This is a genomic window from Comamonas sp. Tr-654, assembly GCF_011752915.1.
GTDB lineage: Bacteria > Pseudomonadota > Gammaproteobacteria > Burkholderiales > Burkholderiaceae_C > Comamonas.
In genome coordinates this window covers 1,196,746-1,218,226 of sequence record NZ_VWWQ01000001.1, presented here as the reverse complement: position 1 = coordinate 1,218,226, position 21,481 = coordinate 1,196,746, and the positions used below count along the sequence as shown (strand labels likewise).

Below are 21,481 nucleotides of genomic sequence, written 5' to 3'. Positions count from 1 at the left end.
CGGCAAGGCAAATAGCAAACCGGCCTATCCAAGGTGTTGCGATCGCTTTTTCAAGGCGGCTGCAATCGTTGGGCCGGATTTTAGACCCAACCTTTGAGGTAATTAACATGGCAGTAACAATGCGCGAGATGCTGGAAGCCGGCGTCCACTTCGGTCACCAAACTCGTTTCTGGAATCCCAAGATGGCTCCGTTCATCTTCGGTGCCCGTAACAAGATCCACATCATCAACCTGGAAAAGTCCCTGCCGATGTTCCAGGAAGCCCAGAAGTTCGCCAAGCAGCTGACTGCTAACGGCGGCACCATCCTGATGGTGGGTACAAAGCGTCAAGCCCGCGAGCTGGTGGCCGAAGAAGCCAAGCGCGCAGGCGTGCCCTTCGTTGACCAGCGCTGGCTGGGCGGCATGCTGACCAACTTCAAGACCGTCAAGACCTCCATCAAGCGTCTGAAGGACATGAAGGCTCAGCAAGAAGCTGGTCTGGAATCCATGTCCAAGAAGGAACAGCTGATGTTCGTTCGCGAACTGGAAAAGCTGGAAAAGGACATCGGCGGCATTCAGGACATGAACGGCCTGCCCGACGCCATTTTCGTGATCGACGTGGGCTTCCACAAGATCGCTATCGCTGAAGCCAAGAAGCTGGGCATTCCTCTGATCGGCGTGGTTGACACCAACCACAACCCCGATGGCATCGACTATGTGATCCCTGGTAACGACGACTCCGCCAAGGCTGTGCAGCTGTACGCCCAAGGCATCGCCGACGCTATCCTGGAAGGCCGCGAAGCCCGTCTGAACGACGTGGTGAAGGCTGCTGCCGGTGAGAACGGCGACGAGTTCGTGGAAGTGGAAGAATCCGCCGCCTAAGCGAAGTCCGGCTGCGCGACCGCATCGCGAGAAAAAGCGGGGCTCTAGGTAGCCCCGTTTTTTTAGCCGGAATCCTGTAACGAATCGAACTGATACTGGAGAAATACGATGGCAATTACTGCAAGTATGGTCGCCGAACTGCGCGCCAAGACCGACGCTCCCATGATGGAATGCAAGAAGGCTCTGACCGAAGCTGATGGCGATATGGCCAAGGCTGAAGAGCTGCTGCGCGTCAAGCTGGGTACCAAGGCTGGCAAGGCCGCTTCCCGCGTGACTGCTGAAGGCGTTGTGGCTGCTTTCATCGAAGGCGGCAAGGGCGGCCTGATCGAAGTGAACAGCGAAACCGACTTCGTGTCCAAGAACGACAGCTTCTTGGCCATGGCCAACGCCGCTGCCAAGCTGGTCGCCGAGCACAACCCCGCTGACCTGGACGCCCTGGGCGCCCTGGCCTACGAACAAGACGGCTACGGCCCCACTCTGGAAGATGTGCGCAAGGGCCTGATCGGCAAGATCGGCGAGAACATGTCTTTCCGCCGCTTCAAGGCTTTCAACGGCGCTGGCTTGGCTGCCTACGTGCACGGCACCCGCATCGGCGTGGTGGTCGAGTTCGACGGCGACGCTGCTGCTGCCAAGGACGTGGCCATGCATGTGGCTGCCATGAAGCCCGTGGCCCTGACTTCCGCTGACGTGCCTGCCGAGCTGATCGCCAAGGAACGCGCCGTGGCCGAAGGCAAGGCTGCCGAATCCGGCAAGCCCGCCGACATCGTCGCCAAGATGGTGGAAGGTTCCGTGCAGAAGTACCTGAAGGAAGTGTCCCTGGCCGACCAGGTCTTCGTGAAGGCTGCCGATGGCAAGCAAACCGTGGCCCAGATGCTCAAGGCTGCCAATACCAATGTGAAGGCGTTCACGATGTTTGTCGTGGGTGAAGGCATCGAGAAGAAGACCGATGACTTTGCCGCTGAAGTGGCTGCCCAGGTGGCAGCAGCCAAGGCTGGTGCTTAAACCTAAGCCTTAGCAACAATCGCGGCCTAGAGCCGCGATTGATTTATTCCCCTCCCGTTTTCATACTTATTCAACTTCCACCGGAGAAACACCATGTCCAACGCCATTCCAGCCCACAAGCGCATCTTGCTCAAGCTGTCGGGGGAGGCGTTAATGGGGGATGACCAGTTCGGCATCAACCGTGCAACCATTGAGCGCATGGTGGCCGAGATCGTGGAAGTGACCAAGGTGGGTGTGCAGGTTGCCGTGGTGATCGGCGGTGGCAATATCTTCCGTGGCGTGGCAGGTGGCTCGGTCGGCATGGATCGTGCGACTGCCGACTATATGGGCATGCTGGCCACGGTGATGAATGCCCTGGCCCTGGCCGACGCCATGGACAAGCAGGGCCTGACGGCGCGCGTGATGTCGGCCATCGGTATCGAGCAGGTGGTGGAGCCCTATGTGCGCCCCAAGGCGCTGCAGTACCTCGAAGAGGGCAAGGTCGTGGTGTTCGCTGCCGGCACGGGCAACCCCTTCTTCACCACCGACACCGCAGCTGCGCTGCGTGGTGCTGAAATCGGCGCCGAAGTCGTGCTCAAGGCTACCAAGGTGGACGGCGTGTACACGGCCGACCCGGTCAAGGATCCCTCGGCCACGCGCTACGACAAGCTGGCTTTCGATGAAGCCATCTCGCGTAACCTGGGCATCATGGATGCCACGGCTTTCGCGCTGTGCCGCGACCAGAAGCTGCCGATCCGCGTGTTCTCCATCGTCAAGCCCGGCGCACTCAAGCGCGTGGTCATGGGTGAAGACGAAGGCACTCTGGTGTACGCTTGAGCGTTTTGCCGCCCAATGCTCGCAAAGGAACAAGAACATGACGATCGCTGAAATCAAAAAGAACACCGAAACCAAGATGGGCCAGTCCATCGAGGCTTTGAAGAACAACCTGGCGCGCGTGCGCACCGGCCGTGCAAATCCCGCACTGCTGGATGCCATTCACGTCGAGTACTACGGCTCCATGGTGCCTCTGTCCCAGGTGGCCAATGTGTCCCTGCTGGATTCCCGCACCATCAGCGTGCAGCCCTGGGAAAAGAACATGGCTGCCAAGGTTGAAAAGGCCATTCGCGAAAGCGATCTGGGTCTGAACCCAGCCTCCATGGGCGACCTGATCCGCGTGCCCATGCCTCCCATGAGCGAAGAGCGCCGCAAGGAAATGACCAAGCTCGCGCGTAACGAAGGTGAGAACGGCAAGATCGCCATCCGCAACCTGCGCCGCGATGCCAATGAAAGCGTAAAGAAGCTGGTCAAGGACAAAGAGGCCTCTGAAGACGATCAGAAGCGTTCCGAAGCCGAAATCCAGAAGATCACCGACAAGCACATTGCCGAGGTCGACACGCTGGTGTCGGCCAAGGAACAGGACATCATGGCGGTCTGAGTCTTCCCGAAGGACCTGCACTTTTGACATCCAAGAAAAACGGCGCGGTTCCGCGCCATATCGCCGTCATCATGGACGGCAACGGGCGGTGGGCCAAGCGCCGTCTGCTTCCACGTCTTGCAGGTCACAAGCAGGGCGTGGAGTCCCTGCGCCGCTGCGCTCGCGCCTGCGTCGAACGCGGTGTGCAGGTGCTCACGGTATTTGCGTTTTCCTCCGAGAACTGGAGCAGGCCTCAGGAAGAGGTTTCAGGCCTCATGAGCCTGCTGGCCAATGCGCTGGCCAAGGAAGTTGCGCAACTCAGCCGCGACGGCGTGCGACTGTACTTTGTCGGAGACCGTCAAGGTCTGAGCGACAAGGTCCGGGAGGGCCTAGCCGAGGCCGAGCGCATCACTGCGCACAACACGCGCCTGGTTCTCAATGTCTGCTTCAACTATGGTGGCCGCTGGGATATCGCGCAAGCAGCGCAGAAGCTGGTGGCCCAGGGTCTGGAGCTGAGCCCGGAGAATCTCGACAAGGCCATGGCCCTGGCGCATGTGCCAGACCCTGACCTGATGATCCGCACTGGCGGCGAAACCCGCATCAGCAATTTTCTGCTTTGGCAGGCTGCCTACAGCGAGCTGTTCTTCAGCAATGCCCTGTGGCCTGATTTCGACGAGGCCGCTCTTGACGAGGCCATTGCCGTGTTTGGCGGTCGGGAGCGCCGCTTCGGCCAGACTTCAGAGCAGATTCAACCATCATCTGCCGTCACCCTGACGGCATAACCATAAGAGGTGCCATGCTCAAGCAGCGCGTCATCACCGCCTTGATTTTGCTGGCCATTTTGCTGCCGGCATTGTTTTATACGGCCAGCACCGTGCCCTTTTCGGCACTGATGCTGTTGTTCATGGCGGCTGGTGCCTGGGAGTGGGGGCGTCTCAACGGCTTCGGACAGGCAGGCTCGCTGGGTCTGGGGGCTGTCTGTACGACGCTATGCGCGGGCTCCTGGTGGGCCGGCTGGGTTGAGCAGCCTCTGTCCACGGTGTGGCTGCTTGCGGGCTCCCTCTGGGTGCTGGGGGGTGTGCTGCTGCTGCGCGCTGGCGTGACGGGCTGGCCGCATATTCCGGCTGCTGTCCGTCTGGTTGGCGGCGTGCTGGCATTGTGGCTGGCCTGGCTGGCCGTGGTGCAGGCGCGCAATATCGGCATCAATTTCCTGCTCTCGGTCCTGGTGCTGGTCTGGGTGGCCGATGTCTTTGCCTATTTTGCAGGCCGCACTTTCGGCCTGAAGTTCACCAGGAACAAGTTGGCTCCTTCCATCAGTCCCGGCAAGAGCTGGGAAGGTGTCTGGGGGGGCATGCTGGGAGTGGTTGTTCTGGCTCTGGTCTGGAGCTGGGCAGATCGCCATTACGGCGCCAGTGTTCCCAGTTTTTATTCGGTGCTGCAGTCACGAGGGCTCTGGTTCCTGTTGCTGGCTGCGGTGTTTATGGCTGCGATGAGTGTGGTGGGCGACCTGGTCGAATCCCTCATCAAGCGCAGCGTCGGTGTCAAGGACAGCAGCGGCTTGCTGCCCGGCCATGGTGGTGTCCTGGATCGCATTGATGCCCTCCTGCCCACACTGCCGTTGGCGATGATGCTCTCATCCTTTGTGCATCCATGAAGCAGAAAATCACGGTTCTGGGTTCTACCGGTTCCATCGGAACCAATACCCTGGATGTGGTGGCGCGCCACCCTGATCAATACGAAATTTTCGCGCTGAGTGCAGCCACGCAAGTGGATCTGATGCTTAGACAATGTGCGCAGTTCAAGCCGCAGTTCGCGGTGATGGCCAGTGCGCCCCATGCACAGCAATTGGCTGAGCAGATCAAGCTGCACGGACTCCAGACGAAGGTCCTTCAAGAGCGAGATGCTCTTGAAGTGATAGCTTCGCATTCTGATGTCGATGCGGTCATGGGGGCGATTGTCGGTGCGGCCGGGCTGGCGCCCTGTCTGGCGGCGGCCAGGGCGGGCAAGCGCCTGCTGCTGGCCAACAAGGAAGCCCTGGTGGTGGGCGGTGCGCTGTTCATGGACACCGTCAAGCGTCATGGCGCCACCTTGCTGCCCATCGATAGCGAGCACTCCGCCATCTTCCAGTGCCTGCCCGAAGACAGTGGCACCTGGGTCGAACGCGTCGACTCCTTGCTGCTGACGGCCTCGGGCGGTCCGTTCCGGCAACGCGATCCGGCGACACTGTCCGAAATCACTCCCGAGCAGGCCTGCTCGCATCCCAACTTCTCCATGGGGCGCAAGATCTCGGTGGACTCCGCCACCATGATGAACAAGGCGCTGGAGGTGATCGAGGCGCGCTGGCTGTTCGATATGGCGCCAGAGAAGATCAAGGTGGTGATTCATCCGCAGCAGATCGTGCACTCCATGGTGCAGTTCAAGGATTCGTCGGTGATCGCTCAGCTGGGAACGCCCGATATGCGGGTGCCGATTGCTTGCGGTCTGGCCTGGCCCGAGCGCATCGAGAGCGGCGCGCCGGTGCTGGATTTTGCCAAGCTCGCGGCGCTGACCTTCGAGGAGGCGGATGCGCATCGCTTTCCCGGCCTGCATCTGTCCTGGCAGGCGCTGCGCGCGCCCGAAGGTACGACCACGGTGCTCAACGCCGCGAACGAAGTGGCGGTCGCCGCTTTCCTGGAGCGGCGCCTGTCGTTCGACCGCATTCATGCCGTCAACCTGCAGACGCTGGAATCCGTGCAACCGGGCGCCGTGAGCAGTCTTGGAGATCTGATGGCTCTCGATGCGCGAGCACGCGAGAGCGCGGCCGCCATAGCCGGCCAGTGGGCGCGCTGAACGGGCGCGAAGTGCGGGTGCTTGCACGGCGGCGGTTGAACTTGCGGCCTGGCGCACACTCCAAGCATCGATTGGCAAAAAGGAGTTTCAGGTGTTGCTGACAGTTGTGGCTTTCATCGTGGCGCTCGGCGTTCTGATTGCGGTGCATGAGTGGGGTCACTATCGCGTTGCCGTGGCCTGTGGCGTCAAGGTGCTGCGTTACTCCGTGGGCTTTGGCAAGCCGCTGTTGCGCTGGGTCGGCAAGAAGTCGGGCACCGAGTATGTGATCGCGGCGCTGCCTCTGGGCGGCTATGTGCGCATGCTTGACGAGCGCGAGGGCGTGGTCAGGCCCGAGGAAAAGCATCTGGCCTTCAACAACCAGCCCCTGCATTCACGCGCAGCCATTGTTGCGGCAGGGCCGGCAGCCAATCTGGTGCTGGCCGTGGCGCTGCTGACCGTGGTCAACTGGGTGGGAACGAATGAGCCTGCAGCCCGGCTTGCCGCGCCCGCGGCCGGCAGCTTGCTGCAGCAAGCCGGTATTCAAAGTGGCGACTGGGTGCAGCGTGCCTCCGTGGGAGGCCAGGAGTGGCAGCCTGTGCGTGCCCTGGGTGATTTGCGCTGGCTGGTGACCACGGCGGCCATTGAAGGTGAGTCCCTGCAGCTGGAAGTGGCTGAACAGGCGCATGGCGCAGCGCGCATCGTGCCGCTGGACCTCGCTTCTTTGCAACAAAAGGAACCAGATGCAGCTTTCTTTGACAAGGTAGGGCTGCAGGGAGCCTGGAGTCGTGCAGTCATTGACGAGATTGTTGCAGGCGGCCCGGCAGACAAGGCGGGCCTGCAAAAAGGCGATGTGCTGCTCAGCATCAATGCTCAGGCAGTCCAGGATGGCGCGCAGGCGCGTGCCCTGATTCGCGCCTCGGGGCAGTCCGGCCAGGTGCAGCCTCAGGCATGGGTTGTGGAGCGCGCAGGCCAGCGTCGGAATCTGCAGGTGCAGCCGGAAATACTTCCTGGCAAGGATGGTCAGGCGCCTGCGGCACGCGTGAATGCCTTCATCGGCAGCCAGCCGGAAATGGTGCTGGTGCGTCGCGGCTTTCTCGATGGCCTGAGTGCCGGTGTGCACAAGACCTGGGAGCTGTCCTCCATGACGCTGCGCATGATGGGGCGCATGCTGATCGGCCAAGCCTCGCTCAAAAATATCAGCGGCCCTTTGACGATCGCCGATTATGCGGGCAAGTCAGCCAGCATGGGGCTGGTGCAATACCTGTCGTTTCTCGCCTTGATCAGCATCAGCCTGGGCGTTCTCAACCTGCTACCATTGCCCGTTCTGGACGGTGGGCACCTGATGTATTATCTTTGGGAAGGTCTGACGGGACGTAGTGTCTCTGATGTCTGGGCTGAAAGACTGCAGCGTGCAGGCATCGCAGTCATACTGCTGATGATGTCAGTCGCCTTTTTCAACGATATCAACCGGCTCTGGGGCTAATTTTTATCGCTACGGTAGGCCGCATTCGCGGCGATTTCCACTCATGAAAAAACATTTCAATCGCTTGGGCGTGCGCTCTGCAACTGCCCTGGCTGCTATGGTTTTAGCTGCGCAAGCGGCATGGGCGCTGGAGCCCTTCAAGGTTCAAGATATCCGCGTCGAGGGTTTGCAGCGAGTGGAGCCCGGTACGGTGTTCGCTTCCATGCCTTTGCGCGTGGGTGACGACTACAACGACGAGAAGGGCGCAGCGGCCATCCGTTCGCTGTTTGCACTGGGTCTGTTCAAGGACGTGCGTCTGGAAGCCAATGGCAATGTGCTGGTGGTGGTCGTGGAAGAGCGTCCCACCATTGCCGAGGTGAACTTTGCCGGCACCAAGGAGTTCGACAAGGACACCTTGCTCAAGGCCATGCGCGATGTGGGGCTGGCCGACGGCCGTCCCTTCGACAAGGCCTTGGCCGACCGCGCCGAGCAGGAGCTCAAGCGCCAGTACATCAACCGCAGCCTTTACGGCGCGGAGGTTGTGACCACGGTGACGCCTATCGAGCGCAACCGTGTGAACCTGACCTTCACCGTCTCGGAAGGCGAGCCCGCGAAGATCAACGAAATCCACATTGTGGGCAACAAGGCCTTCAAGGAATCCACGCTCAAGGACCTGTTCGACCAGGACACGGGCAACTGGATGAGCTGGTACACCAAGTCCGACCGCTACGCGCGCAACAAGCTCAATGCCGATCTGGAGTCGCTGCGCTCCTACTATCTGCAGCGCGGCTATCTGGAGTTCCGCGTGGAGTCCACGCAGGTCGCCATTTCTCCCGACAAGCAGAGCATCGGCCTGACCGTGAACATTCACGAAGGCAACCAGTATGTGGTCTCGGGCGTGAAGCTCGAAGGCAACTACCTGGATCGCGACGACGAGTTCAAGTCGCTGGTCAAGATCAAGCCCGGTGAGCCCTATAACGCCGACCAGGTTTCCGAGACTATCAAGGCTTTTACCGACTATTACAGCAATTTCGGTTTTGCTTTCGCCAAGGTGGAAGCGGTGCCAGAAATCGACCGCACCAACAACCGTGTGTCCCTGGTGCTGCAGGCCCAGCCTGCGCGCCGTGCCTATATCCGTCGCATCAGCGTCAGTGGTAACAACAAGACCCGCGACGAAGTGATTCGCCGCGAGTTCCGCCAGTTCGAAGCCTCCTGGTATGACGGCCAGAAGATCAAGCTGTCGCGCGACCGTGTCGACCGTCTGGGCTTCTTCACCCAGGTTGAGATCGAAACCCAGGAAGTGCCGGGCTCTCCCGACCAAGTCGATCTGATGATCAACGTGGTGGAAAAGCCCACGGGCTCGATCCAGCTGGGTGCCGGTTTCTCCAGCGCTGAAAAGGTCTCGCTGTCCTTCGGTATCAAGCAGGAAAACGTTTTCGGCTCGGGCAACTATCTGGGCCTAGACATCAACACCAGCAAGTACAACCGCACCATGGTGGTGTCGACCACGAATCCCTATTTCACGGATACGGGTATTTCGCGCACCTATGACCTGTACTACCGCACCATCCGTCCCTACTACGACGATGGCGCCTACAAGATCATCACCAAGGGTGCCAGCGTGCGTTTCGGCGTGCCCTTCAGCGAAGTGGACACCATCTTCTTCGGTGCCGGTGTCGAAGGCAATGAAATCAAGCCGGGCACCTACATGCCCGAGGTCTACAACGAATATTGCGGCGGCGCTGTCGGTGCGAATGTCGGCTGCTCCAAGACCGGTATTCCCCTGACGCTGGGCTGGTCTCGCGATAATCGCGACAGTGCGCTGGCTCCGAATGCCGGCCGCTATCAACGCGTGAATCTGGAAGCCTCGTTCATGAGCGATATGCGCTATGCGAAGGCCAACTACCAGATTCAGCAATATATCCCGCTGAACAAGAAGTACACGATCGCCCTGAACGGCGAGCTGGGCTGGGGCAAGGGCCTGGGCGGCAATCCCTATCCCATCTTCAAGAACTTCTACTCGGGCGGTCTGGGCTCGGTGCGCGGTTTCGAGCAAGGCTCTCTGGGCAAGCACGATTCCGTGAACACCAATCTGGCCCTGGGCGGTACCCGCAAGCTGACCTTGAATGGCGAATTCATGGTTCCATTCCCCGGAGCGGGCAACGACAGAACCCTGCGTCTGTTCGGCTTCGTGGACGTGGGTAATGTGTGGGCGGAAGGTGAAAGCATGGATTTGGGGACCCTGCGTGCTTCCACCGGTATCGGTATCAGCTGGATTTCGCCGCTGGGTCCTCTGCGTTTGGCGTATGCTCAGCCAATCCGTAAGGAAACCGGCGATAGAATCCAGAAACTGCAATTCCAAATCGGAACATCTTTCTAATGAAATCTCTCTCTAGCCATCTTTCTCTGGCTGTGCTGCTTGGCGCCATGGCCGTCTCTGCGCATGCACAGGAATTCAAGGCAGGTTTTGTGAACACGGATCGCATCTTCCGTGAGGCATCCGCTGCCAAGGCTGCCCAAGCCAAGCTTGAGCAGGAGTTTTCTAAGCGTGAAAAGGATTTGGTCGATCAGGGCAATTCCTTGAAGACTGCTTCGGACAAGTTCGAGCGTGAAGCCACCACCATGTCCGAGAGCCAGCGCGCTTCGCGCCAGCGTCAGCTGGTGGATCAGGACCGTGAATTCCAGCGCAAGCGCCGCGAATTCCAGGAAGACCTGAACGCCCGCAAGAACGAAGAGCTGGCCACGGTGCTCGACCGTGCCAACAAGGTTGTCAAGCAAGTGGCCGAGGCTGAAAAGTACGACGTCATTTTGCAAGAAGCCGTGTATATCAACCCCAAGTTCGATATCACCGACAAGGTCATCAAGGCCCTGAACGGCGCAAAGTAATCCTAGGGATACTTTCGTGAGCGTTCTATTGGGACAGATTCTCGATGCGCTCGGTGGAGAACTGATCGGCGGCGAGCGCGAGATGACCATCTCGCGCATCGCTCCGCTGGACTCTGCGGGTCATGGTGATCTGAGCTTTTTAAGCAATCCCCGCTATCGCCAGCAACTGGCCGCCTCACAGGCGGCCTGTGTCATTGTGGCGCCGGCGCTGCGCGATCAGGCGGCGCAGCGCGGTGCCTGCATTGTCACGGCCGATCCCTATGCCTATTTCGCGCGTGCCACCCAGTGGTGGAAGGCGCATCAGCAAGGCTGCAGGCCCTGCGGCATTCATGCCAGCGCCGTGGTGGATGCCACGGCCCAGGTGCATGCCAATGCCTATGTTGGGCCGCAGTGCGTGGTGGAGGCGGGCGCCGTCATCGGTGCCGATACGGTGCTGAAGTCGCGTGTCACCATAGGCCAGGGTTGTGTGGTGGGCGAGCGCTGCATCGTGCATCCGGGCGTGGTTATCGGAGCCGATGGTTTCGGCTTTGCTCCATCGGAAGGCCGATGGGAGAAGATTGAGCAGTTGGGTGCCGTGCGCATCGGCAATGATGTGGAAATCGGCGCCAACACCTGCGTGGATCGTGGGGCACTCGACGACACCATCATCGAAGACGGCGTCAAGATCGATAATCTCGTGCAGATTGCCCACAATGTCCATATTGGTGCGCATACGGTGATTGCCGGTAATACCGGTATTGCCGGCAGTGCGCGCATTGGCAGGCACTGCCAGATCGGTGGTGCGGCCAATATCCTGGGGCATTTGACGATTGCGGACGGTACGGTGATTTCGCCGACCTCCATGGTCACTCGCTCCTTGCCCAAGGCAGGTTTTTATACAGGCATCTTTCCGTTGCAAGAAAACGAGCAATGGGAAAAGAACGCTGCAACCTTCAGGCAGTTGTACACGCTCCGGGAGCGGGTCAAGAAGCTTGAACAAGCGCTGGCTGAGGGCCGGCAAAGCAACAACGGAAATTGATGATGGATATTCAAGAAATTCTCAAGCAACTGCCTCACCGCTATCCCTTTCTTCTGGTGGACCGGGTGCTGGAGCTTGAGCGCAACACACGCATCAAGGCGATCAAGAACGTCACCTTCAACGAGCCGTTCTTCACCGGGCATTTTCCCGGCCGCCCCGTCATGCCCGGCGTGCTGATTCTTGAAGCGCTGGCCCAGGCTGCCGGCCTGCTGGCTTTCGATGCCATGGGTCAGGTGCCCGATGAAAACAATATCTACTACTTCGTGGGCATCGACTCGGCGCGCTTCAAGCGCCCCGTGGTGCCGGGAGACCAGCTGGCCCTGGAGATCACCATCGACCGCGTGCGCGGCGGCATCTGGAAGTTCAACGCCGTTGCCAGCGTGGATGGCGAAGTGGCTGCCGAAGCCCAGCTGATGTGCACCATGCGTCACGTGGGATAAGCGTTGATGGCGGCTGTGAGCTTGATTCATCCCACCGCCCTGGTGGACCCTGCGGCCCAGCTCGACGCCTCGGTGTCGGTGGGGCCGTATGCCGTCATTGGCCCCAGGGTGCGTATTGGCGCCCGCAGCAAGGTGGGCGCGCATTGCGTGATCGAGGGCGACACCACGATTGGTGAAGACAACCACATCTTTCAGTTTGCATCGCTGGGTGCGCAGCCCCAGGACAAGAAGTACGCGGGCGAGCCCACGCGGCTGGTGATAGGCGACCGCAACACGGTGCGCGAGTTCTGTACCTTCAACACGGGTACCACGCAGGACCGCGGCGAAACCACCATCGGCAATGACAACTGGATCATGGCCTATGTGCACATCGCGCATGACTGCGTCATCGGCAACCAGACCACGCTGGCCAACAACACCACGCTGGCAGGCCATGTGCATGTCGGCGACTGGGTGACCATCGGTGGGCTGACCGGCGTGCTGCAACGCATGCGCATCGGCGCACACGCCATGGTGGGCTTTCAGGCTCATGTGAACAAGGATGTGCCCCCCTTCATGACGGTGGATGGCAATCCGCTGGCCGCGCGCAGCGTGAATCTGATCGGTCTCAAGCGCCGCGGTTTCTCGGATGCACGCATTGCCGCGGTGCGCGAGATGCACAAGCTGCTGTACCGCCAGGGCCTGACGCTGGAGCAGGCCATCGCGGCCATGGATGCGATCAAGTCGGCAACGCCCGAAGCCGTGCAGGATGTGGACTTCATGCAGTCCTTTCTGGCATCGGCCACCAGCGGCATCACACGTTGATAGCGGCTTGCGCTGTCTCCATCTGGATTTGAGTCTTGAATAGCTCTGAAATGCCCAATAAGCAAGCGCAAGCTGCTGCAGATTCCGTAGCGCCCCGCATCGCCATGGTGGCAGGCGAGGCCTCGGGCGATCTGCTGGCTTCGCTGTTGCTGGATGGTCTGCGTCAGCGCTGGCCCGATGCAAGCTCCATGGGGATCGGCGGCGACAGAATGCAGGAGCGAGGCTTCGATGCCTGGTGGCAGTCTGAGCGTCTGGCCGTGCACGGCTATAGCTGGGAAGTGCTGGCCCGCGTGGCCGAGTTGCTTGGTATCCGCAAAAAGCTGCGCCAGCGCCTGATTGCGCATCCGCCTTCGGTCTTCGTGGGTGTGGATGCGCCAGACTTCAACCTGGGGCTGGAAACCGGCTTGCGTGAAGCCGGCATCAAGACCGTGCATTTCGTCTGCCCCTCGATCTGGGCCTGGCGTGCCGATCGCGTGGCGAAAATCCGCCGCGCGGCTGACCATGTGCTGTGCATCTTTCCGTTCGAGCCCGAACTGCTGGCCCAGCATGGCATCGAAGCCACCTACGTCGGCCATCCGCTGGCGCAGGTGATTCCCTTGCATCCCGACAGGGCGGCTGCGCGTGCACGCCTGGGCCTGGCCGAAGAGGGTCTGGTGCTGGCCTTGCTGCCCGGCAGCCGCCGCTCTGAAGTGCGCTATATCGCCTCGGGCTTTTTCAAGGCGGCAGCGCTGGTCCGCAAGGCGTTGCCGCAGACTCGGATCGTGGTGCCGGCCGTGCCTTCCCTGTACGAGGAGGTGCAGCGCATTGCGGCCGAGGCCGGCATGCAGGAGCAATGCCTCATCGTCAAGGGCCAGTCCCACGATGTGCTGGCTGCCTGCGACTGCACGCTGATTGCCAGCGGCACCGCCACGCTGGAGGCCGCGCTCTACAAGCGCCCCATGGTCATCAGCTACAGCATGCACCCCTGGAGCTGGCGCCTCATGAAGCGCAAGCAACTGCAGCCCTGGGTGGGGCTGCCCAATATTCTGTGCGGCGACTTCGTCGTGCCCGAGCTGCTGCAGGATGCGGCAACGCCCGAGGCACTGGCCCAGGCCGCGCTGGGCTGGCTCAGAGCCAGCCAGGATTCTCCTGCCACCATTGAAGCGCTGGTTGAGCGCTTCACCGCGCTACATCACGAACTGCGCCGCGATACCGCCGAACTGGCTGCCCATGCGATCCAAAAAATCATTGCCACCCCCGCTGCTTGAGCAAGGCTGCCTGCCCTGGCATCCGCCCGGGCTGGTTGCCGGGGTGGATGAGGCAGGGCGCGGCCCGCTGGCCGGCCCGGTGGTGGCGGCCGCCGTCATTCTGGACGACATGAAGCCCATTGCCGGGCTGAACGATTCCAAGAAGCTCACGGCCAACCGCCGCGAGGTGCTCTACGACGAGATCCGCGCCAAGGCGCTGTGCTTTTGCATAGCGCAGGCCTCGGTGCAGGAGATCGACGAGATCAACATCCTCAAGGCCACGCTGCTGGCCATGCGCCGCGCGGTGATGGGCTTGCGCCTCAAGCCCGTGCTGGTGCTGGTGGATGGCAACCAGCTGCCTCAGATCGATGTGCAGGCCGAGGCCATCGTCAAGGGCGACTCGCTGGTACAGGCCATTTCGGCGGCCTCCATCTTGGCCAAGGTTACGCGCGACCGCTGGTGCGAACGCCTGGACGCCCAGTATCCGCAGTATGGCTTCGCCGGACACAAGGGCTATGGCACGGCCGCGCATCTGCAGGCCTTGCGTGCCCATGGTGCGACGGCCGAGCACAGGCGCTCTTTTGCCCCCGTGGCGCAGGTGCTGCAAGCTGGCCAGGTGTGCGCTGGCGGCACGGCCCAGCCCGTGCTGTGCGAGACCGGGCTGTCGGGGGTGACTTCCAGCCTGCAGATGTCGCAGGCTTTGCTCTACGTCTGAAGCGCGCCTGATGGCCTGGACCTGCATTCCCGAGTGGGGCGCAGGGCCGGCTCGGGAGCTCTATCTTCTTTGGGACTTGCGCAAACAAGAATGCCACAACGGCCTGTCTTCTGAGGCAGTCGTCGCACTTGAACTCGTTTTGCGTAAGTCGTGTTCTTGTTTCAGGCCCGGCCAGGCGCTTGCGTGCTGGGTTTTTGTTTTTTCTCAGAGGTCGACATGGCTGCACGCCCCCAGGTCACGGACATTCATTCGCGCGACAACGCTTTCGTCAAGGAGCTGCGCCGCCTGTCCCAGGACAGCACGGCCTACCGCAAGCAGGGCCAGGTCTGGCTGGAAGGCGATCATCTTTGCCGTGCGGCCCTTGTGCGGGGTCTGAAACCAAAGGTTGCTGTTTTTGCGCAGTCTTTCTGGCCTCAGGCGCCCGAAGAGTGGGTGCAGGTCGCCAGCAAGGTCGTGGTGCTGGCCGATGCCTTGTTCGGCGAGATCAGCAGTCTGGAGTCTCCCGCCCGCATGGGCTATGTGATGGACTGGGATGCGGGTGTGCAGGTGCAGCCGGGCGTTGCCACTGTGGTGCTGGACCGCGTGCAGGACGCAGGCAACGTGGGCAGCATCCTGCGCAGCGCGTCGGCCTTCGGTTTCACCCAGATCGTGGCGCTCAAGGGTACGGCCGCGCTGTGGAGTCAGAAGGTGCTGCGCGCTGGAATGGGTGCTCACTTCGGTCTGCATCTTGTCGAGGCGGCCTCGGTCGAGGATGTGCAAGGCCTGCAAGTGCCCCTGGTAGTGACCAGCTCCCATCAGGGGACATTGATTCATGAGGCGGATCTGCCCTGGCCCTGTGCCTGGGCCATGGGGCATGAAGGGCAGGGCGTGGGCGAGGCGCTGATGGAGATGGCGCAGTGCCGCATCAGCATTGCGCAGCCTGGAGGTGAGGAGTCACTCAATGTGGCCGCAGCGGCCGCGATCTGCCTGCACGCGAGCAGCGTAAGCATGCTACGCCGTAGAGGGTAATCCCGGGGCGCTTCAAAGGGGTGAAGCGGAGAGAGCCTATAATGGGCGGCTTTCAAGCATTCCTTCATACGCCTAGCGACGCTTCCTCGCCATTCCCTGCAGACACAAATGTCCCAGCGCACACGCCGGGGCTTCGTTGGGCGTAACCGTAATTAAAAAACCGGAGAACCCAGTGCTTTTGTCTCTCAAGGGAAATTTCCCATCCGCCATTCTGGCGCTCGCAGACGGCACGGTCTTTATTGGCAACTCGATTGGTGCGCAAGGCACCACTGTTGGCGAAGTCGTTTTCAACACCTCGCTGACCGGCTACCAGGAAATCCTCACCGACCCCAGCTATTGCCAGCAGATCGTGACACTCACGTATCCGCACATCGGCAACTACGGTGTCAATCCTGAAGACGTCGAAGCTGACAAGATCCATGCCGCAGGTCTCATCATCAAGAACCTGCCCCTGCTGGCCAGCAACTTCCGAAGCACACAGACGCTGTCCGAGTACCTGACCGAAGGTAAGACCGTCGCCATCGCCAATATCGACACCCGCAAGCTCACGCGACTGCTGCGTGATCACGGCGCGCAGAACGGCGCAATCGTGGGTCTGGCCGCTGGTGAAGAAGTCACCCAGGCCAAGATCGACGAGGCCATCGCCGCAGCCAAGGCCGCACCCAGCATGAAGGGTCTGGATCTGGCCAAGGTCGTGACCACCGACAAGTCCTATCCCTGGGCTGAAACCGAGTGGAAGCTGGGCGAAGGCTACGGCAAGCTCGAAGCGCCCCGATTCAAGGTTGTGGCCTACGACTTCGGCGTGAAGAAGAACATTCTGCGCATGCTGGCCGAGCGCGGCTGCGACGTGACCGTGGTGCCTGCCCAGACGCCTGCCAAGGATGTACTGGCCCTGAACCCCGACGGCGTGTTCCTGTCCAACGGCCCTGGCGACCCCGAGCCTTGCGACTACGCTATTGCCGCTGCGCAAGAGATCATGGCCGCCAAGAAGCCTCTGTTCGGCATCTGCCTGGGTCACCAGATCATGGCTCTGGCCTCCGGCGCCAAGACCTTCAAGATGCAGAACAGCCATCACGGCGCCAACCACCCCGTGAAGGACCTGGACTCCGGCCGCGTCAGCATCACCAGCCAGAACCACGGTTTTGCGGTAGAGATCGAGTCGCTGCCCGCCAATGCCCGCGCCACGCACATCAGCCTGTTTGACGGCACGCTGCAAGGTCTGGAGCGCACCGATGTGCCTGCCTTCTGCTTCCAGGGTCACCCCGAAGCATCGCCCGGCCCCAACGATATCGGCTATCTGTTTGACCGCTTCACAGCGCTGATGGAGAAACACAACAATGCCTAAGCGCAACGACCTTAAAAGCATTCTGATCATTGGCGCCGGTCCCATCGTGATCGGTCAGGCCTGCGAGTTTGACTACTCCGGCGTGCAGGCCTGCAAGGCCCTGCGCGAAGAGGGTTACAAGGTCATCCTGATCAACAGCAACCCCGCCACGATCATGACCGACCCGGCCACGGCCGACGTCACCTACATCGAGCCCATTACCTGGCAGACGGTCGAGAAGATCATCGCCAAGGAACGCCCCGATGCCATCCTGCCCACCATGGGCGGCCAGACCGCGCTGAACTGCGCGCTGGACCTGTGGAAAAACGGCGTGCTGGACAAGTACAAGGTCGAGTTGATCGGCGCCAAGCCGGAAGCCATCGACAAGGCCGAAGACCGTCTGAAGTTCAAGGACGCCATGACCAAGATCGGTCTGGGCTCCGCGCGCTCCGGCATCGCCCACTCCATGGACGAAGCCTGGGCCGTGCAAAAGCAGATGGGCTTCCCCACCGTCATCCGCCCCAGCTTCACGCTTGGCGGCACCGGCGGCGGCATTGCCTACAACCCCGAGGAATTCGAAACCATCTGCAAGCGCGGTCTGGAGGCTTCGCCCACCAACGAGCTGCTGATCGAAGAATCCCTGCTGGGCTGGAAAGAGTACGAGATGGAAGTGGTGCGCGACACCGCTGACAACTGCATCATCGTCTGTTCCATCGAAAACCTGGACCCCATGGGCGTGCACACCGGTGACTCCATCACCGTGGCGCCGGCCCAGACACTGACCGACAAGGAATACCAGATCATGCGTAACGCATCTCTGGCCGTTCTGCGCGAAATCGGTGTGGACACGGGCGGCTCCAACGTGCAGTTCTCGGTGAATCCGAAGGACGGTCGCATGATCGTCATCGAGATGAACCCCCGCGTCTCGCGTTCCTCGGCACTGGCTTCAAAGGCCACGGGCTTCCCCATCGCCAAGATCGCGGCCAAGCTGGCTGTGGGCTTCACGCTGGATGAACTCAAGAACGAAATCACCGGCGGCAAGACCCCCGCTTCGTTCGAGCCTTCGATCGACTACGTGGTCACCAAGATCCCGCGTTTCGCCTTCGAGAAGTTCCCTGCTGCCGACAACCGCCTGACCACGCAGATGAAGTCCGTGGGCGAAGTGATGGCCATCGGCCGTACCTTCCAGGAATCCTTCCAGAAGGCCTTGCGCGGTCTGGAAGTCGGCGTGGACGGCATGAACGAAAAGACCCAGGACCGCGAAATCTTGGAAAAGGAACTGGGCGAGCCCGGTCCCGACCGCATCTGGTATGTGGGTGACGCTTTCGCTGCCGGCTGGTCGCTGGACGAAGTGCACAACATCACCAAGATCGACAAGTGGTTCTTGGTGCAGATCGAAGAGATCGTCAAGATCGAACTCGAGCTGGACGAGCTGTACGAAGAAAAGGGTGAAGGCGCTCTGGCGGCTCTGGATGCGCAGACCCTGCGCAGCCTCAAGCAAAAGGGCTTCTCTGACCGCCGCCTGGCCAAGCTGCTGCACACCAGCGACAAGGCCGTGCGCGAAGCGCGCAAGGCGCTGAAGGTGCGTCCCGTGTTCAAGCGCGTGGACACCTGCGCTGCCGAGTTCGCTTCCAACACCGCATACATGTACTCCACGTATGACGAAGAGTGCGAAGCTGCTCCCACGGACAAGAAGAAGATCATGGTGCTGGGCGGTGGCCCCAACCGTATCGGCCAGGGCATCGAGTTCGACTATTGCTGCGTGCACGCCGCCATGGCCATGCGCGAAGATGGTTACGAAACCATCATGGTCAACTGCAACCCCGAAACCGTGTCCACCGACTACGACACTTCCGATCGCCTGTACTTCGAGCCCCTGACGCTGGAAGATGTGCTGGAAATCGTGGATGTGGAGCAGCCCGAAGGCGTGATCGTGCAGTACGGTGGCCAGACGCCTCTGAAGCTGGCCCTGGGCCTGGAGCGCGAAGGCGTGAAGATCATCGGCACCACGCCCGACATGATCGATGCCGCCGAAGACCGCGAGCGCTTCCAGAAGCTGCTCAACGAACTGGGTCTGCGTCAGCCTCCCAATGCCACTGCGCGTACCGAAGCCGAAGCCCTGGAAAAGGCTGCTGGCCTGGGTTACCCCCTGGTGGTGCGCCCTTCCTATGTGCTGGGCGGCCGTGCAATGGAAATCGTGCACGAGCAGCGCGACCTCGAGCGTTACATGCGCGAAGCCGTGAAGGTCTCCAACGACTCTCCCGTGCTGCTGGACCACTTCCTGTCCAACGCCATCGAGTGCGATGTGGACTGCGTACGCGACAAGACCGGCGCCGTGTACATCGGCGGCGTGATGGAGCACATCGAGCAAGCCGGCGTTCACTCCGGTGACTCCGCCTGCTCGCTGCCTCCTTACTACCTGAAGGCCGAAACCGTCGCTGAAATCAAGCGCCAGACCGCCGCCATGGCCGAAGGCCTGCATGTGGTGGGCCTGATGAACGTGCAGTTCGCCATCAAGGAAGCGGACGGCCAGGACGTGATCTACGTGCTGGAAGTGAATCCCCGCGCTTCGCGCACCGTGCCTTTCGTCTCCAAGGCCACCGGCGTGCAACTGGCCAAGGTGGCTGCGCGCTGCATGGCCGGCCAGACTCTGGCCGAGCAGGGCATCACCAAGGAAGTCACGCCGCCTTACTTCAGCGTCAAGGAAGCCGTGTTCCCGTTCGTGAAGTTCCCCGGTGTGGACACCATCCTCGGCCCCGAGATGAAGTCCACCGGTGAAGTCATGGGCGTGGGTAAGACCTTTGGCGAAGCCTTTGTGAAGAGCCAGATGGGTGCCGGCGTGCACCTGCCTGCCGAAGGCAAGGTCTTCCTGTCGGTGAAGAACAACGACAAGACCCGTGCCGTGGCCGTGGCCAAGGAACTGGCCGCCATGGGTTACAGCCTGTGCGCCACACGCGGCACGGCCACGGCGATTGCCGAGGCCGGCATCGAGGTGCAGACGGTGAACAAGGTCACCGAGGGCCGCCCCCACATCGTGGACATGATCAAGAACGGCGAAATCGCCCTGGTCATCAACACCGTGGAAGAGCGCCGCAACGCCATCGCCGACTCGCGCCAGATCCGTACCAGCGCGCTGCTGGCACGCGTGACCACTTTCACCACCATCTTCGGCGCGGAAGCGGCCGTGGAAGGCATGAAGGCCATGCGCGGCAGTTTGGACGTGCACTCGGTGCAAGAGCTGCATGCCATGCTGACCAAGGCCTGAAAAGGCTGACGCCCGAAGCAGCCCGCAAGGGCTGCCGGGTTTTTACCGCACTTGTGCCGCAGCAAACACGGCATAATCTGCGGTAATGTATTTGAACCGCCGCGCGGCAACGTGCGGCGGTTTGCTTTTGGGGCACAGGCCCCTGTTTGACGTTGTCACTCAGGCCTGTGCGAGAGGTGCCGCGCTGGGCGCGGCGTTTGCTGAATTTGGAGACTTGATCATGGCCACCATCCCAATCACCAAGCGCGGAGCAGAAAAGCTCAAGGTGGAACTGCAACGCCTGAAGACGGTGGATCGTCCCGCGGTCATTCAAGCCATTGCAGAGGCCCGTGCCCAGGGTGACCTGAGCGAAAACGCCGAATACGAATCCGCGAAGGAGCAGCAGGGCTTCATCGAAGGCCGCATCATCGAGGTCGAAGGCAAGCTGTCCGCCGCGCAGGTCATCGACCCGACCGAGCTGGATGCCGGCGGTCGCGTGGTGTTCGGCGCGACCGTGGATCTGGAAGACGAAGACAGCGGCTCGGCCGTGACCTACCAGATCGTGGGCGAGGACGAGGCCGATCTCAAGCACGGCCTGATCAATGTGTCCAGCCCGATTGCTCGCGCCCTGATCGGCAAGGAAGAGGGCGATACCGCCGTGGTGCAGGCCCCGGGCGGCGAGCGCCGCTACGAGATCGTAGGCGTTAAATATATTTGACCACCCCTGAGGCGCTTTGCGCCTTCCCCTCAAGGGGACGACAGCTTCGCTGCGGGGCGGCCCTTGCTTGCTGTCTCTGCTGAATTGGGTGTCGCGCCGATTACCTGGATCAGTAACTATGTTTGAACGCTTGCCTTTCTTTTTTGCTGCTCTGTGGTGGGGCAGCCTGAGCGCCATCGGCTTTGTGGCCGTGCCCATGCTGTTTGCCAACCTGCCCACGCCGGCTCTGGCGGGCTTTATGGCGGCCAAGCTGTTCGCCGCGCAGACCTGGATTTCCATAGCATGTTGCGCTCTTCTGCTGGTGTTTTCAAAGCGAAAACATGCTGAAAAGATTGAGCAATGGGCGCAAGCAGCTATCGGTTTTGTGATTGCCGGCATGTTGCTGGCCCTGCTGGTGCAGTACGGCGTGTCACCCAAGATCGTGGCGCGCGAGAACCTCAAGCTCTGGCACAGCGTGGGCACCGGCATGTATGCGCTGCAGTGGCTGTGCGCCGCCATCGTGCTGTGGCGTGTGGCGGGCGCGCGCAAGCCGGCTTGATCCAGTGCAAGCCCGCGCCAGCTCCGGGGAGTACA

20 protein-coding genes are annotated in these 21,481 nt (G+C 61.2%); all 20 read left to right on the top strand.

The window, feature by feature from the left end; all coding sequences use genetic code 11:
* Positions 1–107: 107 nt before the first annotated feature.
* The 20 genes from rpsB to F3J24_RS05495 all read left to right on the top strand — a co-directional run bounded on the left by rpsB (position 108) and on the right by F3J24_RS05495 (position 21,446).
* Positions 108–860, top strand: a complete 753-nt coding sequence (gene rpsB / locus F3J24_RS05590) for a 30S ribosomal protein S2 (protein ID WP_003067383.1) — start codon at positions 108–110, stop codon at positions 858–860.
* 108 nt (positions 861–968) lie between these two features.
* Positions 969–1,862: a translation elongation factor Ts gene (tsf, locus tag F3J24_RS05585; protein WP_003053404.1), complete on the top strand. Its 894-nt coding sequence runs from the start codon at positions 969–971 to the stop codon at positions 1,860–1,862.
* A gap of 93 nt (positions 1,863–1,955) precedes the next feature.
* A complete protein-coding gene (gene pyrH, locus F3J24_RS05580; RefSeq protein ID WP_003053409.1) occupies positions 1,956–2,678 on the top strand; it encodes a UMP kinase in 723 nt (240 codons plus the stop codon).
* Positions 2,679–2,715: 37 nt separating this feature from the next.
* The gene (gene frr / locus F3J24_RS05575; RefSeq protein WP_167003331.1) at positions 2,716–3,276 is read left to right on the top strand and encodes a ribosome recycling factor; all 561 of its coding nucleotides are present in this window, start codon (positions 2,716–2,718) and stop codon (positions 3,274–3,276) included.
* Positions 3,277–3,299: 23 nt separating this feature from the next.
* Positions 3,300–4,037 (top strand): polyprenyl diphosphate synthase, encoded by a 738-nt coding sequence (gene uppS, locus F3J24_RS05570; RefSeq protein WP_167003329.1) that lies wholly within the window; start codon positions 3,300–3,302, stop codon positions 4,035–4,037.
* A 14-nt stretch (positions 4,038–4,051) separates the two neighbouring features.
* Positions 4,052–4,909, top strand: a complete 858-nt coding sequence (locus tag F3J24_RS05565; protein ID WP_167003327.1) for a phosphatidate cytidylyltransferase — start codon at positions 4,052–4,054, stop codon at positions 4,907–4,909.
* Positions 4,906–6,084 (top strand): 1-deoxy-D-xylulose-5-phosphate reductoisomerase, encoded by a 1,179-nt coding sequence (gene ispC / locus F3J24_RS05560; protein ID WP_167003325.1) that lies wholly within the window; start codon positions 4,906–4,908, stop codon positions 6,082–6,084. Before F3J24_RS05565 ends, ispC begins: the two co-directional genes overlap by 4 nt.
* Positions 6,085–6,175: 91 nt before the next feature.
* On the top strand, positions 6,176–7,546 hold the full coding sequence (gene rseP, locus F3J24_RS05555; RefSeq protein ID WP_167003323.1) for an RIP metalloprotease RseP: 1,371 nt from the start codon (positions 6,176–6,178) through the stop codon (positions 7,544–7,546).
* Between the two features lie 43 nt (positions 7,547–7,589).
* Entirely contained in the window at positions 7,590–9,905 is a 2,316-nt protein-coding gene (gene bamA / locus F3J24_RS05550) for an outer membrane protein assembly factor BamA (RefSeq protein WP_167003321.1), read from the top strand.
* Positions 9,905–10,411 (top strand): OmpH family outer membrane protein, encoded by a 507-nt coding sequence (locus F3J24_RS05545; protein WP_003053423.1) that lies wholly within the window; start codon positions 9,905–9,907, stop codon positions 10,409–10,411. The genes bamA and F3J24_RS05545 overlap by 1 nt, the downstream gene beginning before the upstream one ends.
* A gap of 16 nt (positions 10,412–10,427) precedes the next feature.
* Positions 10,428–11,429 (top strand): UDP-3-O-(3-hydroxymyristoyl)glucosamine N-acyltransferase, encoded by a 1,002-nt coding sequence (lpxD, locus tag F3J24_RS05540; RefSeq protein WP_167003319.1) that lies wholly within the window; start codon positions 10,428–10,430, stop codon positions 11,427–11,429.
* A complete protein-coding gene (gene fabZ / locus F3J24_RS05535; RefSeq protein WP_003053425.1) occupies positions 11,429–11,869 on the top strand; it encodes a 3-hydroxyacyl-ACP dehydratase FabZ in 441 nt (146 codons plus the stop codon). The genes lpxD and fabZ overlap by 1 nt, the downstream gene beginning before the upstream one ends.
* Before the next feature lie 6 nt (positions 11,870–11,875).
* Complete coding sequence (gene lpxA / locus F3J24_RS05530; protein ID WP_167003317.1) at positions 11,876–12,673, top strand: acyl-ACP--UDP-N-acetylglucosamine O-acyltransferase; 798 nt, start codon at positions 11,876–11,878, stop codon at positions 12,671–12,673.
* Between the two features lie 50 nt (positions 12,674–12,723).
* Positions 12,724–13,920 carry a lipid-A-disaccharide synthase gene (lpxB, locus tag F3J24_RS05525; RefSeq protein WP_167003315.1) on the top strand — a complete coding sequence of 399 codons (1,197 nt, stop codon included), beginning with the start codon at positions 12,724–12,726 and terminating at the stop codon, positions 13,918–13,920.
* Complete coding sequence (gene rnhB, locus F3J24_RS05520) at positions 13,883–14,614, top strand: ribonuclease HII (protein WP_167003313.1); 732 nt, start codon at positions 13,883–13,885, stop codon at positions 14,612–14,614. Before lpxB ends, rnhB begins: the two co-directional genes overlap by 38 nt.
* A gap of 216 nt (positions 14,615–14,830) precedes the next feature.
* Complete coding sequence (locus F3J24_RS05515; protein ID WP_167003311.1) at positions 14,831–15,622, top strand: RNA methyltransferase; 792 nt, start codon at positions 14,831–14,833, stop codon at positions 15,620–15,622.
* A gap of 172 nt (positions 15,623–15,794) precedes the next feature.
* Positions 15,795–16,967 carry a glutamine-hydrolyzing carbamoyl-phosphate synthase small subunit gene (gene carA / locus F3J24_RS05510; protein ID WP_167003309.1) on the top strand — a complete coding sequence of 391 codons (1,173 nt, stop codon included), beginning with the start codon at positions 15,795–15,797 and terminating at the stop codon, positions 16,965–16,967.
* Positions 16,960–20,211: a carbamoyl-phosphate synthase large subunit gene (gene carB, locus F3J24_RS05505; RefSeq protein ID WP_167003307.1), complete on the top strand. Its 3,252-nt coding sequence runs from the start codon at positions 16,960–16,962 to the stop codon at positions 20,209–20,211. The genes carA and carB overlap by 8 nt, the downstream gene beginning before the upstream one ends.
* 220 nt (positions 20,212–20,431) lie before the next feature.
* Entirely contained in the window at positions 20,432–20,908 is a 477-nt protein-coding gene (greA, locus tag F3J24_RS05500; RefSeq protein ID WP_003053437.1) for a transcription elongation factor GreA, read from the top strand.
* Between the two features lie 118 nt (positions 20,909–21,026).
* Positions 21,027–21,446: a DUF4149 domain-containing protein gene (locus tag F3J24_RS05495; protein ID WP_167003305.1), complete on the top strand. Its 420-nt coding sequence runs from the start codon at positions 21,027–21,029 to the stop codon at positions 21,444–21,446.
* Positions 21,447–21,481: the final 35 nt, after the last annotated feature.

What these genes read in the sequence shown, in the direction of transcription:
- rpsB (WP_003067383.1), top strand. Translation starts at nt 108, where the DNA reads ATGGCAGTAACAATGCGCGAGATGCTGGAAGCCGGCGTCCACTTCGGT.
- tsf (WP_003053404.1), top strand. Translation starts at nt 969, where the DNA reads ATGGCAATTACTGCAAGTATGGTCGCCGAACTGCGCGCCAAGACCGAC.
- pyrH (WP_003053409.1), top strand. Translation starts at nt 1,956, where the DNA reads ATGTCCAACGCCATTCCAGCCCACAAGCGCATCTTGCTCAAGCTGTCG.
- frr (WP_167003331.1), top strand. Translation starts at nt 2,716, where the DNA reads ATGACGATCGCTGAAATCAAAAAGAACACCGAAACCAAGATGGGCCAG.
- F3J24_RS05565 (WP_167003327.1), top strand. Translation starts at nt 4,052, where the DNA reads ATGCTCAAGCAGCGCGTCATCACCGCCTTGATTTTGCTGGCCATTTTG.
- ispC (WP_167003325.1), top strand. Translation starts at nt 4,906, where the DNA reads ATGAAGCAGAAAATCACGGTTCTGGGTTCTACCGGTTCCATCGGAACC.
- bamA (WP_167003321.1), top strand. Translation starts at nt 7,590, where the DNA reads ATGAAAAAACATTTCAATCGCTTGGGCGTGCGCTCTGCAACTGCCCTG.
- F3J24_RS05545 (WP_003053423.1), top strand. Translation starts at nt 9,905, where the DNA reads ATGAAATCTCTCTCTAGCCATCTTTCTCTGGCTGTGCTGCTTGGCGCC.
- fabZ (WP_003053425.1), top strand. Translation starts at nt 11,429, where the DNA reads ATGATGGATATTCAAGAAATTCTCAAGCAACTGCCTCACCGCTATCCC.
- lpxA (WP_167003317.1), top strand. Translation starts at nt 11,876, where the DNA reads ATGGCGGCTGTGAGCTTGATTCATCCCACCGCCCTGGTGGACCCTGCG.
- lpxB (WP_167003315.1), top strand. Translation starts at nt 12,724, where the DNA reads ATGCCCAATAAGCAAGCGCAAGCTGCTGCAGATTCCGTAGCGCCCCGC.
- rnhB (WP_167003313.1), top strand. Translation starts at nt 13,883, where the DNA reads ATGCGATCCAAAAAATCATTGCCACCCCCGCTGCTTGAGCAAGGCTGC.
- F3J24_RS05515 (WP_167003311.1), top strand. Translation starts at nt 14,831, where the DNA reads ATGGCTGCACGCCCCCAGGTCACGGACATTCATTCGCGCGACAACGCT.
- carB (WP_167003307.1), top strand. Translation starts at nt 16,960, where the DNA reads ATGCCTAAGCGCAACGACCTTAAAAGCATTCTGATCATTGGCGCCGGT.
- greA (WP_003053437.1), top strand. Translation starts at nt 20,432, where the DNA reads ATGGCCACCATCCCAATCACCAAGCGCGGAGCAGAAAAGCTCAAGGTG.
- F3J24_RS05495 (WP_167003305.1), top strand. Translation starts at nt 21,027, where the DNA reads ATGTTTGAACGCTTGCCTTTCTTTTTTGCTGCTCTGTGGTGGGGCAGC.